This is a genomic window from Streptomyces sp. SAS_272 (assembly GCF_052543235.1).
Window position 1 is genome coordinate 1 of sequence record NZ_JBMNDR010000020.1, and the last position, 15603, is coordinate 15603.

General features: G+C 71.5%; 10 protein-coding genes. 7 read left to right on the forward strand and 3 right to left on the reverse strand.

Annotation, left to right across the window (positions count from 1 at the left end; translation table 11 throughout):
- Positions 1-914: 914 nt before the first annotated feature.
- From rsgA to ACN6LD_RS14430, 3 genes are all read left to right on the forward strand, one after another.
- Positions 915-1904 (forward strand): ribosome small subunit-dependent GTPase A, encoded by a 990-nt coding sequence (gene rsgA, locus ACN6LD_RS14420; RefSeq protein WP_319196052.1) that lies wholly within the window; start codon positions 915-917, stop codon positions 1902-1904.
- Between the two features lie 495 nt (positions 1905-2399).
- Positions 2400-3812, forward strand: coding sequence for a DNA-3-methyladenine glycosylase 2 family protein (locus ACN6LD_RS14425; protein WP_445043349.1), 1413 nt, complete (start codon positions 2400-2402; stop codon positions 3810-3812).
- 254 nt (positions 3813-4066) lie between these two features.
- On the forward strand, positions 4067-4591 hold the full coding sequence (locus tag ACN6LD_RS14430; RefSeq protein WP_445043390.1) for a methylated-DNA--[protein]-cysteine S-methyltransferase: 525 nt from the start codon (positions 4067-4069) through the stop codon (positions 4589-4591).
- A 350-nt stretch (positions 4592-4941) separates the two neighbouring features.
- Here the strand turns inward: ACN6LD_RS14430 and ACN6LD_RS14435 are convergent, their stop codons facing one another.
- The gene (locus ACN6LD_RS14435) at positions 4942-5424 is read right to left on the reverse strand and encodes a DUF456 domain-containing protein (RefSeq protein ID WP_319196056.1); all 483 of its coding nucleotides are present in this window, start codon (positions 5422-5424) and stop codon (positions 4942-4944) included.
- A gap of 67 nt (positions 5425-5491) precedes the next feature.
- A complete protein-coding gene (locus tag ACN6LD_RS14440; RefSeq protein WP_319196057.1) occupies positions 5492-6475 on the reverse strand; it encodes a helix-turn-helix transcriptional regulator in 984 nt (327 codons plus the stop codon).
- A gap of 1927 nt (positions 6476-8402) precedes the next feature.
- Here ACN6LD_RS14440 and ACN6LD_RS14445 point away from each other — a divergent pair.
- The gene (locus ACN6LD_RS14445; RefSeq protein WP_445043391.1) at positions 8403-9596 is read left to right on the forward strand and encodes a protein phosphatase 2C domain-containing protein; all 1194 of its coding nucleotides are present in this window, start codon (positions 8403-8405) and stop codon (positions 9594-9596) included.
- A 62-nt stretch (positions 9597-9658) separates the two neighbouring features.
- Positions 9659-11401 carry a pyruvate dehydrogenase gene (locus ACN6LD_RS14450; protein WP_445043350.1) on the forward strand — a complete coding sequence of 581 codons (1743 nt, stop codon included), beginning with the start codon at positions 9659-9661 and terminating at the stop codon, positions 11399-11401.
- 166 nt (positions 11402-11567) lie between these two features.
- Here ACN6LD_RS14450 and ACN6LD_RS14455 read toward each other — a convergent pair whose 3' ends face one another.
- The gene (locus tag ACN6LD_RS14455) at positions 11568-13034 is read right to left on the reverse strand and encodes a helix-turn-helix domain-containing protein (protein WP_445043351.1); all 1467 of its coding nucleotides are present in this window, start codon (positions 13032-13034) and stop codon (positions 11568-11570) included.
- Positions 13035-13348: 314 nt separating this feature from the next.
- Here ACN6LD_RS14455 and ACN6LD_RS14460 point away from each other — a divergent pair, with 314 nt between their 5' ends.
- The gene (locus ACN6LD_RS14460; protein ID WP_319193415.1) at positions 13349-13981 is read left to right on the forward strand and encodes a hypothetical protein; all 633 of its coding nucleotides are present in this window, start codon (positions 13349-13351) and stop codon (positions 13979-13981) included.
- A gap of 334 nt (positions 13982-14315) precedes the next feature.
- Positions 14316-14837: a hypothetical protein gene (locus tag ACN6LD_RS14465; RefSeq protein ID WP_319193417.1), complete on the forward strand. Its 522-nt coding sequence runs from the start codon at positions 14316-14318 to the stop codon at positions 14835-14837.
- Positions 14838-15603: the final 766 nt, after the last annotated feature.

Sequence of the window (15603 nt, forward strand, 5' to 3'; positions counted from 1 at the left end):
CACGGACCCGGCGACACCACCCCCCAGGTCATCCGATCGACAGAGGGGACACAGTCATACCGGGCCCGGAGGCCAGCGGCCCCATTGCAGGACCGCGAAAAACATAACGGGGGGGGGCTGCCGGGTGACCGGAGGCGACCGGGACGTGTGCAGCCGCTGAGGTCGCCCGGTCGGGGGGCGACGGCTGAACTCGGTGCCCCGGCCCGGGCGGTGAGACGGGAGCCGGGTGACCGGAGTGGCGTCGGGGGGACGCACACGTCGCATGCTGCGGGAAATCCAGTGGCGTTCGGCTGGTGGGTGTCCCTATCCTGAGTGAGCCTTGCGCGGGGCCGACGGCCGCCGCTGCTCCTCGGAAACGAAACGGAGGTGTGACCCATGACTGTCGCCTCGAAGGGCGCTGTCCGCAGCGACCAGACGATCGTTCACACCACCTCCGCGGTCTCCGGCTGACATCCTTCCTCTTCGCTTCGCGCGGGTAAGCGTTTTCGCGCCGCCGAACACTGCCGGGATCGCCCTGTGAAGGGTTTTCCTTGTCTTTCCCCGTTTCTTCGGCTTCCTCCGCGTCGGCCGCCGGCTCCGCGGTGTCCCGTACTTCTGTTTCCGGATCTCCGGGTTCTGCGTCTCTGGGGCCCGCGTCTCCGGGTCCCGCGTCTCTGGGTCCCGCGTCTCCGGGTTCCACACCCTCCGCCGCCGGTACTGCGGTAACCGGTTCCTCGGTTTCCGGTTCTTCGGTTTCGCGTTGTTCGGCTTCCGGTTCCTCGGAAGCTGTTGCTGTCCAGGCGGCTTCCGTTCCGCAAGCGGTTTCGCCGCATCCGCTCACCCCGTACGGCTGGGACGAGGACTGGGCGGCTGCTTTCGCTCCTCACGCCGCACAGGGGCTCCTGCCGGGCCGTGTCGTACGGGTCGACCGCGGCATGTGCGACGTCGTCACCGAAACCGGTGTCGTCCGGGCCGACACAGAGTTCGTCGTCCCTCACGACCCGATGAAGGTCGTCTGCACGGGGGACTGGGCGGCCGTCGATCCCGAAGGCAGGGATCCGCGTTACGTGCGGACGCTCCTCCCACGTCGGACCGCCTTCGTGCGCTCAACCTCCTCCAAGCGGTCCGAGGGGCAGATCCTCGCCGCCAACGTCGACCACGCCGTCGTCGCCATGTCACTCGCCGTTGAGCTCGACCTCGGCCGGATCGAACGATTCCTGGCGCTGGCCTGGGAGTCGGGCGCTCAGCCCGTCGTCGTACTCACCAAGTCGGACCTGGTGCCCGACCCGGTCGCGTTGTCCCACCTCGTCGAGGACGTCGTGGCCGGCGCGCCCGGAGTGCCCGTCCTCACCGTCTGCGCTCGCGCCGGCGAGGGCGTCGGGGAACTGGCCGACATCCTGGGGCGCGGCACCTCCGTGCTGCTCGGAGCGTCCGGCGCGGGCAAGTCGACGCTCGCGAACGCCCTGGTGGGCGCCGACGTGATGGGCGTCCAGGCCATCCGCGACCAGGACGGCAAGGGACGTCACACCACCACGACCCGCAATCTGCTGCCGCTGCCCGGCGGGGGCGTCCTCATCGACACGCCCGGTCTGCGCGGGGTCGGCCTCTTCGACGCCGGCGCCGGGGTCGGACGGGTCTTCTCGGAGATCGAGGAATTCGCGCGGGGCTGCCGCTTCCACGACTGCGCGCACGAGTCCGAGCCGGGATGTGCGGTGCGGGCGGCCGTCGACGAGGGGGAGCTGTCCCACCGGCGGCTGGAGAGTTACCGCAAACTCGTCCGTGAGAATCAGTGGATCGTCGCCAAGTCCGACGCCCGGCTGCGCGCCGACGTCCGACAGGACTGGAAGCGCAGGCAGGCCGAGGGCCGCGCGGCCGGCGAGGCCAAGCGCGGCCGCGGCCCATGGCGGCCCGCTCCCCCGCGGTGACGTCGGTCGGCGGACGTCGGTCGCCGGCTGCCGGTAGCCGGTAGCCGGGCGCCGGTCGCTGGGCCTGACATGCGGCGGCGCGGGCTTCGGCCGGGCGGCTTGGGCTCACGTCCGGCGGCAGGCTCCGAGCCAACCCGGGCTGTCGAGGCTCACGGTGGACGGTGGTGGCGTCGAGCCGGGTGTCCGGGCTCATGCCCGACGGCGTGGCTCGGTCCGGGCGGTCGGGGCCGAGAACTACGTCAGACGGCATGGCTCGGAGCCGGGCGATCGGAGTCGGCGTCGACGGCATGGCGGGCGAGGACCATGGCGGACGCCGGACGTGAAACGGTGGTAACGGGTTTCCGAAGGCCGGAACAGGTTGCCCGTCTCGTAACGAGACGTTGCTCCGCGTCGGCCGACCGGTCGGCTGGTAACTGTTTCCCTCGATTTCCGTCCATCAGCGTCACGTCCGATTTCCGCTAGCAGTGCCGCCGTCGCGGGCGAAGACTGGGACACATGACGGACCAGGAAAACCGTTACGAGGCGGTTCGCAGCAGGGACGCCCGGTTCGACGGCGAGTTCTTCTTCGCCGTCGAGACCACCGGCATCTACTGCCGGCCCAGCTGTCCCGCCGTGACACCGAAACGCCGTAACGTGCGTTTCTTCGCGACGGCCGCCGCCGCGCAGGGCTCCGGATTCCGGGCCTGCCGGCGGTGCCGGCCGGACGCTGTCCCGGGTTCGGCGGACTGGAACGCGCGTGCCGACGTCGTCGGCCGGGCCATGCGGCTGATCGGTGACGGTGTCGTCGACCGGGAAGGCGTCCCCGGGCTCGCCGTACGGCTCGGCTACAGCGCACGTCAGATCCAGCGTCAGCTCACCGCCGAACTGGGCGCGGGACCGGTCGCCCTCGCCCGGGCGCAGCGCGCGCACACCGCGCGGCTCCTGCTCCAGACGACCGGCCTGCCCGTCACGGAGATCGCCTTCGCGGCCGGCTTCGCCAGCGTGCGCCAGTTCAACGACACCGTTCGTGCCGTGTACGCGTCCACTCCGACCGAACTGCGGACCGCGGGGCGCACGACCGGCCGTACCGCAACCGCACCCGCCGCCACTCCTTCCGCCGGGATTTTGCTGCGGCTCGCCCACCGCGGCCCCTACCACTGCGCCGCCGTGTTCGACCTGCTGGACCGGCAGGCGGTGGCGGGAGTGGAGGAGGTGAGCGGGCCGGCCGGCCGTCGCATCTACCGCCGTACGCTGCGGCTGCCGTACGGCACCGGGATCGCCGCCGTGAGCGAGTGTGCGGGCGGGCGCGCGGGACGCCCTGGCCGGTCGCCGGCCGTGCACCCCGGCGGCTGGCTCGACGCCCGGCTGCACCTCAGCGACCCCCGCGATCTCACCACCGCCGTCCAGCGGCTGCGGCGGCTGTTCGATCTGGACGCCGACCCCTATGCCGTCGACGAGCGGCTGGGTGCGGATCCACAACTCGCGCCGTTGGTCACCGCGCGACCCGGGCTGCGCGCGCCGGGGGCGGCCGACCCGGAGGAGTACGCGATCCGGGCGCTCGTGGGACGAGCGGAGGCCGAAAGACTCGTACGCGCTTACGGCACGGTTCTCGACGCACCCTGCGGGTCCCTCACCCGCCTCTTTCCCGACCCCGCGGTTGTGGCGGAGGCCGAGCCCGAGAGCCCTGCGGGCCCGCTTGCCGCGGCACTCGCCGACGGCGCCGTGCGCCTGGACGCCGGCGTCGACCGGGACGACGCCCAGGAGGCGCTGCTCGCCCTGCCCGGCCTGGACGTCGGCACCGTCGCGGAGATCCGTGCCCGTGCTCTCGGCGACCCCGACGTCGCGCCACCCGGCGTGGACGCGCTCGACACCTGGCGTCCGTGGCGCACGTACGCCGCGCACCACCTGCGCATTGCGGAGGAACGATGACCGAACCGGCCGTCCTGACCGAACTGACACACTCGACGAAGCCGACGTACCCGATGGAGCCGACCCACCCGATGAACTCGTCGCCCTCGATGCCTCCGCCACAATTCGGATGCGCCATGGAAACCGCAGAAGACGTAGACGTAGAAGACGTAGAAAACACGGAAAGTGTAGAAAACGCGGAAAGTGCAGAAAACACAGGAACCGCAGAAAACACAGAAACCGTGCGGCCGGCACGCCCGGCAGCCCTGGCAGGCCTGACGGGTCCGGTAGGTCCGACGCCGAACGGCCCTACGTACTGGGCTCACGTGGAGAGCCCGCTCGGCCTGCTGCTGCTCACCGCGGACCCCGACGGAGCGCTGACCAGCCTCTCCATGCCCGGACAAAAGGGTGGACGAACCGTCCAGGAGGACTGGCGGCACGATCGCGGGCCCTTCCGCCCGGCCGAGGAGCAGCTTGCCGCCTACTTCGCTGCGGAGCTGAAGGAGTTCCGGCTGCCGCTGCGCAGTGAGGGCACCGCGTTCCGCGAGCGCGTGTGGGCCGCCCTGGACTCCGTCCCGTACGGCGCGACCACGACGTACGGCGAGGTCGCCGCCCGGCTCGGGGCGTCGCGGATGGCCGTACGGGCCGTCGGAGGGGCAGTGGGGGCGAACCCGCTGCTCATCGTGCGCCCCTGTCACCGGATCATAGGCGCCGACGGCTCCCTGACCGGGTACGCCGCAGGCCTCGACCGCAAGGTGCGCCTGCTGACGCTGGAGGGATCCGTCCGGGCGCAGCTCTGACCGGCCGGTCCCGTCCTGTGCAGTCCCATCTTGCCTTGCCTTGCCTTGCCCTGCCTTGCCCTGCCGGGTCGGCGTCGCCGCCGGGGGCGCCCGGGCCGTGCCCACCAATGCCGGAGGCGCCAAGCCGTGCCCACTGTGTCGGCAATGTGAGGCGGTGCCCACTGTGCTGTTCGCAGAGATCGGGGGCGTCGAAGCTCGAGACTGTCCGAGGGCTCCGCTGTCGGACGGCGCGGCCATACCTCCGCACCGCGCGGCCGTACCTCTGCATCGCGTGAAGCCGTACCTCCCTACCGCGTGGCCGTACTCCCCACGCTGTGGCCGTACGCCCTGGCGGGCATCGTGGCGGGACGTCAACCCCACAGCACCGCACCCAGCCATGCGCCCATGATCAGCAGACAGGTGAACAATTCCGCGAGGACGCTGGAGCCGCCCGAGCGCATCGCTCTGCGCAGGGCGGCCCGCGCTTCGCCGTGGCGGCCCAGGCGAAGGCGTTCGGAGAGATAGACGCCACCCATGAACCCGGGGATGGCGCCGAACACGGGGACCAGGAAGAAGCCGAGGAACGCGCCGAGTCCGGCGTACACCGCCATTCGGGGGGTCGCGCCGCTCGCGCGCAGCCGCCGGGGCGGCAGGGACCAGCGCACGACCTGCGACACGAGCAGGGCCACCGTGGCGCCCACCAGCACGGCCCAGGCCACCGGCTGCGGATCCTCCAGCGCCCACCACAGGATCGCGGCCCACACGAGCCACGACCCCGGCACGCCGGGCACCAGCACTCCGCACAGGCCGAGCAGGACAACCAGTCCGACCAGCAGGAGTTCCCACACTCCCATCTGCCCAGCGTGCCCGAGCTGGAAAGAACGCGCAGGTCAAGAGGTGGTGCCGGGAGCGTTGCCGCGGTCAGCGCTCGCGGGTCACCCAGCCGCGCTCGTACGCGTGCCAGCCCAGCTGCAGCCGCGTCGACGCCCCTGTCAGTTCCATCAGCCGCTTCACCCGGCGTTGCACGGTCCGCAGTCCGAGATCGAGCTGCTTGGCCACGCTGGCGTCCGTCATCCCGGCGAGCAGCAGGGAGAGAATCTCCAGGTCGGCGGTGTCGGGACCGTCCGGCCCCTGCTCGGCGACACCGACCGCGCCGCAGCGCAGCGGCAACGCGACCTGCCACACCGACTCGAACAGGCTGGACAGCAGCTCCAGCAGCCCGCTGGCGTGGACCACCAGGGCGGCAGGCTCGGCCGAGCCGGCGTTCAACGGCACGAGCGCGAGCGAGCGGTCGGCGACCACCAGCTTCGTCGGCACCTCGTCCACCACCCGCACCTGCTCGTCCCGGCCCAACGCGGCAGTCACCTCCGTCATGCCGTTGGGCTGGTCGAGTACGGCCCGTTCCACGACGACGCGGTAGCGCACCCCACGGGCAGTCGCCTGTTTCTCCGCATCGTTCTCGCTGCCGGTCACGGCCACCGTGGTGCCGGTGACCAGGGCGCACACCTCGTGGCTCGCCCCGAGCTGGATCTGGAGGAAGCGCTGGGCGACGGCGGCGGCGCCCGTCACGACCTCGACCAGATCGTGCACCGCCGGCTCGGTCGACGTCGCCCGGTACTCCTCCGCGAGCTGCGCCGCCGTCAGCTCGGCCTTCTCCAGTTCGTGACGCTGCTGGGTGAGCAGGGCGCCCAGGGCGACGCCCGGAGGAGCGGCGACCCAGCGTCCGGGACGGCCCGAGGACTGAGCGGCCAGGCCGTGCCGCTCCAGTCGGCGCAGGGCGCACTCGGTGTCGTGCTCGCCGAGGGTCAGCCGGCGTGCGAGGTGGGGCACGTCTGCCGCCCCTACGGACACCAGCTCCCGGTATGCCGACTCGTGCGTCTCGTCGAGCCCTATCGCTCTCAGCATCAGGCGCCGGCCCTCCCTTTCGTTTCCCACGTTTCATGAGTGTTTCTGGCGGCCCTGTGGTGTGACGTCCCCGTAACTGGCGGGAAACAGCCACGGCGTAAACCCGCCGCCGTACATCATCGCCGTACCGCCGGTCACTCTGCCAAGGTGTGGGCGACGGCGGAAACCCGTGATCATCCACTGAAATCCACAGAGGATCTCCGGGAACGCCGTGCGGGCCCGGAACGATCGGTCGCCATGCCGTGCTCCGAGGTCCCCGACGAACGTGATCCGGACTCTTGACGCGCGCAGGGGCGCACAGGGGATATGAGACCGGATCACCCATGTCGCCGGACGGTTCTCCCGTGGGGGGTGGAACCGTCCGGCGACTCTTTTGTCCCCTCTGGTCGCACTGGTGTGCAGAACTTCGCTCGGCGTGCTGTCCGATGTGATCAGCCGGGACGGATTTTGCGGATGCCCCGTTTTCATACGGCCCGTGCGGTGGACAATCAGGGGCATGAGTCAGCAGGGGGGAAGGCCCACCGGTCACGAGGACGACTGGTGGGGGCAGTTGTACGACGACGCCATCGAGGACACGGGACCCGCACCCGCCGCCGACTCCCTGGACGACCGCTTCGCCTCGGCCGCGGGAGCGGTGCGCTCCGAGGGCGCGGCCGAGAGAGCGGACAGGGGGGAGGAGGGCGGCACGGGCGGCGGCGGTCCCGCGGGCGGTGCGGGTGCTGTGCGCGGTGCGGGTCGTTCGGGTCGTGCGGGCGATACGGGACGCATGGGCGAGGGGCGCCGCGCGGGCGGCACCGGTGGTCCGGACGGTACGACGCAGGGCTTGGACGCGGCCGCCGGCGCCGAGTACGGGAATGTGCTCGGCATCGGGTCCGAGAACGCGTACCAGCCCGCGTCCGAGCCCGGGGGCGGCTTCTCTTCCGGCTCCCGCGGCATGAGCTCTGTGTCGGACCCGCGCGACGGGCGCAGCGGTCCTGGTGGGGGCGTCGACTGGTGGACTTCGCCGGACGACGGCGCGAGGGCGGGAACGCCGTCGGCAACCGGTTCCCCGGTGCCGCCGCCGCGAGGTCGACCCGCCGCCCGACCCGTTGCGGGATCGCTTTCTGACACCGTTCCTGATCCAAGTCGACAACCTGTTTCTCAGCCCGTTTCTCAGCCGGATGGGAATCCCGTTCCTGCGCCCGGTTGCGAACCGGATTTCCCGTCGGGTGCCGAGCCAGGCGGCGAATCCGGTGCCGAGACCGATTCCGGGCACGATGCCCCAGCTGTTTCGGGGCCTGCGGCCGGGCGTGGCGCTGCCGAAGGCGGCGGCGGGAGCGCTGCAGGCCGGAATCCGCGAAACCTGCCGGTGCAGGGAAGCGCTGTCGAAACGGGTTCGCACGGCGACGACGAAGAAAGGCCTTTGGACGCGCGTGCAGTGCCCGGCGCGGAAACAATCCGTGCGGAAACGGTTGCCGACGCAGGTGCGGCTCCTGCCGGGGACGCAGCCGGTGTCGCCGCGGGAGCCGCTTGGCAGGGCCGGCACCGCGCTCCCTGGGAACCGCCGTCCGACACCCCGCCCAGTCCCTCGAACGTCCCCTCAGGCCCCCTGCCACCGGGGTTCGCCGAGCGGTCGTCCCCAGACCCCGGTACGTCCCCGGATCCCGGTACGTCCCCGGATCCCGGTACGTCCCCGGATCCCGGGCCGTCCGTGGCCAGCGCCCCCGCGTCGGCGGAGACGGCGTCCGCCGCCGCAGGACCGCCGACGCCGGTCCTGCCGCCCGCGCCGGCCGGCCCGCCCCCGACACCGGCCGCCTCCGCCGCCGAACCGCTCAGCGCTCGCGGCGCCCTCGGAGCCCCACCGCCGCCCAGTGTGCCGCCCCGTCCGACACACGTCCCGCCGCCTCCGACCGCCCCCACTGTCCATGCCGACGGCACAGCAGCACCCCTGACGGTCACCGGCTCCCCGGCCGCCGCAGACTCCCCGGCCGCCCCCGACGCCGTGGCCGCTCCGAGCGCTCGGGCCGCCGCCTCCTCGCAGGGGCTTCCGACACCCGAGCGCGCGCCCGGCGTCGGCGGCCCTCCCGATCCCCGGAGCGATTCCGTGCCGGAGTCCGGTCATCCGCCCACGGTTCCCGCGTTCCCTGCCCTGCCTCCCGACCCCACCCCCGGCCTCGCCCTCAAGGACTACGTCGGCTCCGGGCCGCCCACATACGACTCCGAGCCCACCGCTCTGCCTCCCGCCGATCCGGACGAGCTGGACGATCTGGTCGCCGACACCGTCCTGGACGGGGCACGGTACGGGGCGTGCGCGTTGCGGGCCGTGTCCGTGCGGGGGGATTCCGCGCGCTACCGGGGCGAGCCGCGCCGCGACTCGCTTCTCACCGCCCGCTTCGGCACAGGGGAGCATGCGCTGATCCTCGTCGCGATGGCGACCGGCGCCAGGGCGACGCCGGGAGCGCACCGGGCGGCCGCCGAGGTCTGCCAGTGGATCGGTCGCGCCGTGGGCCGCAGTCACGTCCGACTGGCGGAGGACATCCGCGCGGCCCGGCGCGGCGACCTGAAGTCGGGCCTGCACCGCCTCACCGACCGCAGCCTCGGCCGGCTCCGCGCCGGCGCCGCAGAGCAGGGCCTCGAACCGGAGGAGTACGCGGCCACGCTGCGCTGCCTCCTCCTGCCCGCCGACCCCGACTGCCGCACGCGCGTGTTCTTCGGCGTCGGAGGCGGCGGACTGTTCCGGCTGCGCGGCGGCGTGTGGCGGGACATCGAGCCACGGGTCGGCGAGATCGCCGGCGCGCCCGTGGTCGGGTTCGGTTCGCTGCCCGCCGAGACGCCCGAGGGAGACCGGCTCACCATGGACCTGGGCGTCCCGACGCCCCCGAACCCCTACGACCCTGCCCCCGAGCGGCCCCGTGAACCGTTCCGCTTCCGTGCCTCGGTCGCCCGCCCGGGGGACACGCTCCTGATGTGCACCGCGGGCTTCGCCGACCCCCTGCGCGGCGAGCCGGACCTGTCCGCCTATCTGACGGGGCGCTGGTCGGGTCCCACTCCGCCCGGCCTGGCGGCCTTCCTCGCCGACACCCAGGTGAGGGTGAAGGGCTACGCCGACGACCGGACCGCGGCCGCCGTCTGGGAGGCGTGAGCGGCCGGTCGCGGCCACTGTGGAGGGGAGAACCCGGCAGCGACCGAAAGGTGCGTCGACCCATGGCCAAGCAGAACGTCGCCGAGCAGTTCGTGGACATCCTCGCCCGCGCGGGAGTGCGGCGCCTCTACGGCGTGGTGGGCGACAGCCTCAACCCCGTGGTGGACGCCGTGCGCCGCAACCCCGCCATGGACTGGGTCCACGTCCGCCACGAGGAGACGGCCGCCTTCGCCGCCGGCGCGGAAGCGCAGATCACCGGGAGGCTGGCCGCGTGCGCGGGCTCCTGCGGGCCCGGCAACCTCCACCTCATCAACGGTCTCTACGACGCCCACCGCTCGATGGCACCCGTCCTCGCCCTCGCCTCGCACATCCCCTCCAGCGAGATCGGACTCGGCTACTTCCAGGAAACCCATCCGGACCAGTTGTTCCGCGAATGCAGCCACTACTGCGAGCTGATCTCCAGTCCGAAACAGATGCCCCGGCTGTTGCACACCGCCATTCAGAACGCGGTCGGCCGCAGCGGCGTCAGCGTGGTGTCGCTTCCCGGTGACATCGCCGATCAGCCCGCCCCGGAGAAAGCAGTCGAAACCGCTCTCGTCACCTCCCGTCCCACGGTACGGCCGGGCGACGCCGAGATCGACGCGCTCGTCGAGATGATCGACGCAGCCGACAAGGTGACCCTCTTCTGCGGAAGCGGCACAGCCGGCGCGCACGCCGAGGTCATGGAGTTCGCCGGAAAGGTCAAGTCCCCGGTGGGACACGCCCTGCGCGGCAAGGAATGGATCCAGTACGACAACCCTTACGACGTCGGAATGAGCGGCCTCCTCGGCTACGGAGCCGCGTACGAGGCCACGCACGAGTGCGACCTCCTGATCCTCCTCGGAACGGATTTCCCGTACAACGCCTTCCTCCCCGACGACGTGCAGATCGCGCAGGTCGACGTACGGCCCGAGCATCTCGGCCGCCGCTCCAAACTGGACCTCGCGGTGTGGGGTGACATACGCGAGACGCTGCGCTGCCTCATTCCGCGCGTACGGGCAAAAGAGAGCAGGCGCTTCCTCGACCGGATGCTGAAGAAGCATGCCGATGCGCTGGAGGGGGTGGTGAAGGCGTACACACGGAAAGTGGAGAAACACGTTCCCATCCACCCCGAATACGTTGCAGCCGTCCTCGACGAAGTCGCTGACGAAGACGCCGTGTTCACGGTCGACACGGGCATGTGCAACGTCTGGGCGGCGCGTTACCTCACGCCCAACGGCCGCCGAAGGGTCATCGGCTCCTTCACCCACGGCTCGATGGCGAACGCCCTGCCGATGGCGATCGGCGCACAGTTCACCGACCGCCGCCGCCAGGTGGTCGCGATGTCCGGGGACGGCGGTTTCTCCATGCTCATGGGCGACTTCCTGACCCTCGTCCAGTACGACCTGCCCGTGAAGGTCGTACTCTTCAACAACTCCTCACTGGGAATGGTGGAGTTGGAGATGCTGGTCGCCGGTCTGCCCTCGTACGGCACCGCCAACAAGAACCCCGACTTCGCGGCCGTGGCGCGCGCCTGCGGGGCTCACGGCGTGCGGGTCGAGAAGCCCAAACAGTTGGCCGGAGCCCTGCGGGACGCATTCCGGCACAAGGGCCCGGCTCTCGTCGACGTCGTCACCGACCCCAACGCCCTGTCCATCCCGCCGAAGATCAGCGCCGACATGGTGACCGGGTTCGCCCTGTCCGCCTCGAAGATCGTCCTCGATGGCGGAGTGGGCCGGATGCTGCAGATGGCCCGCTCCAACCTGCGCAACGTGCCGCGTCTTTGACGGCGCGCTCGGGCAGGCGAGCCGCCGGTACGGTGGGCCGTCGGTCACACGGCCCTTCGACCACAACGGCTTCGGTCACACCGGCCTTGGGCCACACGGGGTGTCGGTCGGACGGGCTGTCGGCTTGGTGGGCCGTCGCGGCGAGCGCCGGCGTCGTCGGCAGGGGTCATTCGACTGCCGGGACCCATTTCCGCTCGCCTTCGTCCGAGCCGTACCAGTAACGCGGCAGCCCCTTGATGCCGCTCGTGCGGAACGGGCGGCCGTGGTCGTCGATGCGCACGGTGCCGGTACGGCCCTGCGAAGACCAGTCCAGCTCGAGGTACCAGTTGCAGTCGCAGTTCTCGGTCTGAGCCGTGACGAGCAGCACCTCCGGATCCTTGCTCGACACGCGGTAGGGCAGGCTCACCGCGGGGATCGGCGTGCCCGCGTCGTTGCCGGCGACCGAGCGCGCCACGGGGCGGTCCTTGTCCAGGTCGACCGCGAAGTAACGCTTGCTGAGCGAGCCGCCGCAGCCCCGGTCCATGGCGTACACAGTGCCCGGCGTGGGTGTGGCACGGCCGGCCATCCGGACGCGCAGCGCCGTCAGCACGACGGCCGTGGAGCTGCGGCCCTGCACCGAGATCTCCACGTTGGTCTCCCGCCCGTGCACTGCGCTCTGTGCCGTCGCCCAGGGTCCGGCGTCCTGTTCCGTAGGAGGCGGGGGAACCTGCGCGGGAGGCTTGTCGATGACGTAGTCGTGACCGCAGCCGAGCGCCCAGACCTGGGAGTCTGCTGTCCAGGCGAGCGGCACGCCGGTGTCCGCGGCCGCGTTCCCGCCACCGGTCGGAGCGGCGCCGCGCGAGGGACGGGCGCTGCCGGATCCGGAGACGGGTGAGATCGCGCCGGGCGTGGGCGAGACGGGGGTCGGGGCCGGGGCGCTGGAAGCGGGGGAGCGGTGTGGACCGGCCGTCCCAGTCGGCGCGCCGGAGACCGGCGCGGCGGAGCGCGAGGCGTCGACGGAAGCCGGGTGGCGGCCGCCGTCCGGCAACGCGGAGAGCGTGCCCAAAGCGGCGAGAAGCGCACAGGCGGCGCCGACGAGGACCGAGGCGCGCCGGTCGCGATACCAGGGGCGGGAAGACGCCTGTTGCTTGCGTTGCTCGTCCGGTTTCTGGATCTGCACCACCGGTGAGGCAGGGGTGAGCGCTTGTGATCGGGTTTCCGCGCTTCCCTCCGTGAAAGCTGCTTCCGAATTTTTCGGCGCCTCGGCTGTGCCAGAGGTTTCTTCTGTTTCCCGGAGGGGCCGGGCTGCTCCGGTTCCCGGTGATACCTCGGTTGCCTGGGCGTCCAGGGTTTCCGGCGTTTCCCTTGTTTCCGCCACTGCGCCCCGGGGTCGCTGTCGCGCCGCTACCGCTTGCAGCCACCGGCGGTGCAGTTCGAGGCGCTCCTCCGGCGTCGCCCCGCAGAACTCCGCGAGTCGCTCGACGGGAGCGAAATCCTGTGGAACCGCTTCCCCCGCGCAGTAGCGGTGCAGAGTCGACGTGTTCATGCCCAACCTGCGGGCGAGGGAGCCGTAGCTGCGTTCCGTGCGCCCCTTCAACTCGGTCAGGAGCGCCGCGAACTCGGTCACTTCGCCTGCACTGTCGTCGGTCGACACTGTTCCCCCGTGCTCGTCCGGCCCGGGCGGTCATCCCAGGCACCCGTATACCTGCACGTCAGATGGGCTGGGATGGTTCCATCGCGACCGATCGGGCGAAGACCGTTGCAGTCGGCCGGGGAGACGGCCGATGCTCTTGGTGTCGCACCGAGCAGGGCCGAACCGACCGATCGGTCTCGCAGCGACACCGCACCACCCAGTCACCACCCACGCATTCACAACTCGACGCGTACACCGATCCATGTACTCGTCGATCGCGTACTCGCCGAGTCACGGCATTCATCGACACAGGCACTCACCCACGGGGGACATCCATGGCCAAGCGCACCCGAGCGAAGACGCTCACCGGTTTCGCCGCACTGTCCGCAGCCGGCCTCGCCCTCGGCGGCGTGCTCGCCGCACCGGCGAGCGCAGCCGCCCCGAAGCCGCCCGGCTTCCTCTCCGCCGCGAACCTTCCGCCGCACCCCAGCTCCACGTGGACGGCGGGCAGGATCACCGCCGGCGTGTCGCCGGAAGGCGAGCTGGACCGCTGCTTGAGCGCGGCGCTGGGCGACGGCCGGAACTCCTGGTACCGGGACTTCCGGACCGACCTCGACGCGAGCGCCCGTCAGATCAGCGTCAAGCACGCCACTGTCAGCGCGGCCAAGGGCCGGTACACGCGCATCAACAAGGACATCAAGTCCTGCCCCGTCCGTATCGAGCGGGCCGACCCGGAGGTCGAGGCCGCCCTCAGGGACTACGGGAAGCTCGACGTCGAAGAGGGCGCACACGTCTACGGCCTGCACACCGAGACGTCCTGGGGCGCGACCGACATCCGGCTCATCTCCGTGGGCCGAGACGGCGCCACGGTCACGGTCGTCGACTGGGGCCAGATGGGCGACTTCGACGACGCCCCGGTGAAGGCCTTCAAAAAGACGACCGTCACGGCCGTCAACAAGCTGCGCTGACCGCCGCACCGCACGGCTCGCACACCCGGCACGACCTGTCCAGGTCGCACTGCCGGGACGGCCGTCCGACGGGCGACAGTGCCGCCCGACCGCCCGACCGCCCGACCGCCCGACCGCATGGCCGTCACCGCTGAACAGGTGACCACTGACCACTGAGAACGCCGGGGCCGCCGCCCTCCCGCCACGGGGGTCGGGAGCGGCGGTGGCCCCGCGCACCATTCAGCCGTCAGGCGCACCGCAGGGAGCCACCGGACAGACCTTCCGGTCTGCGCACCCGAGACACAGGCCACACAGGCCACACACGACACACACGAGACATACGGGGAAAACGAACATGAGCACCGAGACCGACAAGACCGTTCAGTCCGTCGACGCCACCGCAGGGGTCAAGAGCTCGACCCGGCTGCGCACCACCCGCCGGACGGCCGTTGCCGCCGGGCTCGCCCTGGCCCTCGGGCTCGGGGTGACGGCACAGGCGTCCGCCGGCGGCCCGCGCAGCGTCAGCGGGAAGCCGTCCGACAACATCACCCGCATCGCGAACTTCTACGGCACCTACATCGACGCGGTGATCGACGAGGACGGCAAGCTCGCGGACGATCTCCGCAAGCACTACCTCACTCCCGCATTCCAGAAGGAGTTGGAGGCCTGGGAGGAGAGCAACCATGCCAACGGCGTCCTCCAGGCGCAGAACGTCCCCCTCGCGTGGAAGGTCACCGACACCGGCACGGCGAACCACACGGAGGCCGTCGTCACGCTCACCTGGGGCGGCAGCCACACCACCAAGCTCATCGTCGACATGACCCGCGACAGTCACAAGATCTTCCACATCGGCACAGCGGGTGCCGAGGTCGGCTAGGTCCGGCTTTGAGGTCGGCCAGGTCCGGCCCGCCGCAACCCACCGGAGCACCCGCGGGCACTTCGGGACCCACCTGGTTCAGGCCAACCTCGTGTCCGGTCCCAACTGCCACTCCCCTTCCCCGACTACGCCCAGGTCGGCAGAGGTGTGTGGGCCTGCGTGCCGAGGGCCGGCGGTCAGCCGTCCCCGAGGCGCGTAGGCCTGATGCGGGGGAGGGCGGTCGGCGGGTGGTCGTCCGGAAGGGCAGACGGGCCGGCGGAACGCCGCTCGCGCGGGTGCGCTCCCTCGAGGGAACGCACCCGCACTGTCGTCTGGCGTTCCTCGGCCGCAGCTCGCAGCCGTCCGTCGCCCGTTCCGAGGACGACGGGCACGGTCGACCCGGCACCGCATACAAGCCCGGAGCCGTCTTCGGGTCAACCGGAACCGCCGTCGCGTCCACCGGAACCGGCGCGTGGACCAGGTGCTTTGGCTTACGACGCCGCTTTCGAACGGTGCGTCCGCCGACAGCCGTTCGGACCCGGGGGCGGGGCGCGAGCGGCCGCACCGGTCGGACGGCGCGCGTTCGTCCGGCGCGTGCGGGTCCGGCGACGGCCGGCGTCCCCGCGTGGAGTGCCGCGCAACCAGGGGGCCTCTTGGAGCGCGCCGCTGCGGCGTCGCGTGGCGCACGGCCACGAGATGTCCGCCCCGGGGGACGGGTGGCATGCCCGGCAGGCGCCCCGGCGACTCAAGCCGCCCCGCCGTTCCGGCCGCGGTGCCCGGGATCTCG

Coding starts and splice junctions, on each gene's coding strand:
- ACN6LD_RS14450 (WP_445043350.1), top strand. CDS start 9,659: ATGGCCAAGCAGAACGTCGCCGAGCAGTTCGTGGACATCCTCGCCCGC.
- ACN6LD_RS14465 (WP_319193417.1), top strand. CDS start 14,316: ATGAGCACCGAGACCGACAAGACCGTTCAGTCCGTCGACGCCACCGCA.
- rsgA (WP_319196052.1), top strand. CDS start 915: ATGTGCGACGTCGTCACCGAAACCGGTGTCGTCCGGGCCGACACAGAG.
- ACN6LD_RS14460 (WP_319193415.1), top strand. CDS start 13,349: ATGGCCAAGCGCACCCGAGCGAAGACGCTCACCGGTTTCGCCGCACTG.
- ACN6LD_RS14435 (WP_319196056.1), bottom strand. CDS start 5,424: ATGGGAGTGTGGGAACTCCTGCTGGTCGGACTGGTTGTCCTGCTCGGC.
- ACN6LD_RS14425 (WP_445043349.1), top strand. CDS start 2,400: ATGACGGACCAGGAAAACCGTTACGAGGCGGTTCGCAGCAGGGACGCC.
- ACN6LD_RS14440 (WP_319196057.1), bottom strand. CDS start 6,475: ATGCTGAGAGCGATAGGGCTCGACGAGACGCACGAGTCGGCATACCGG.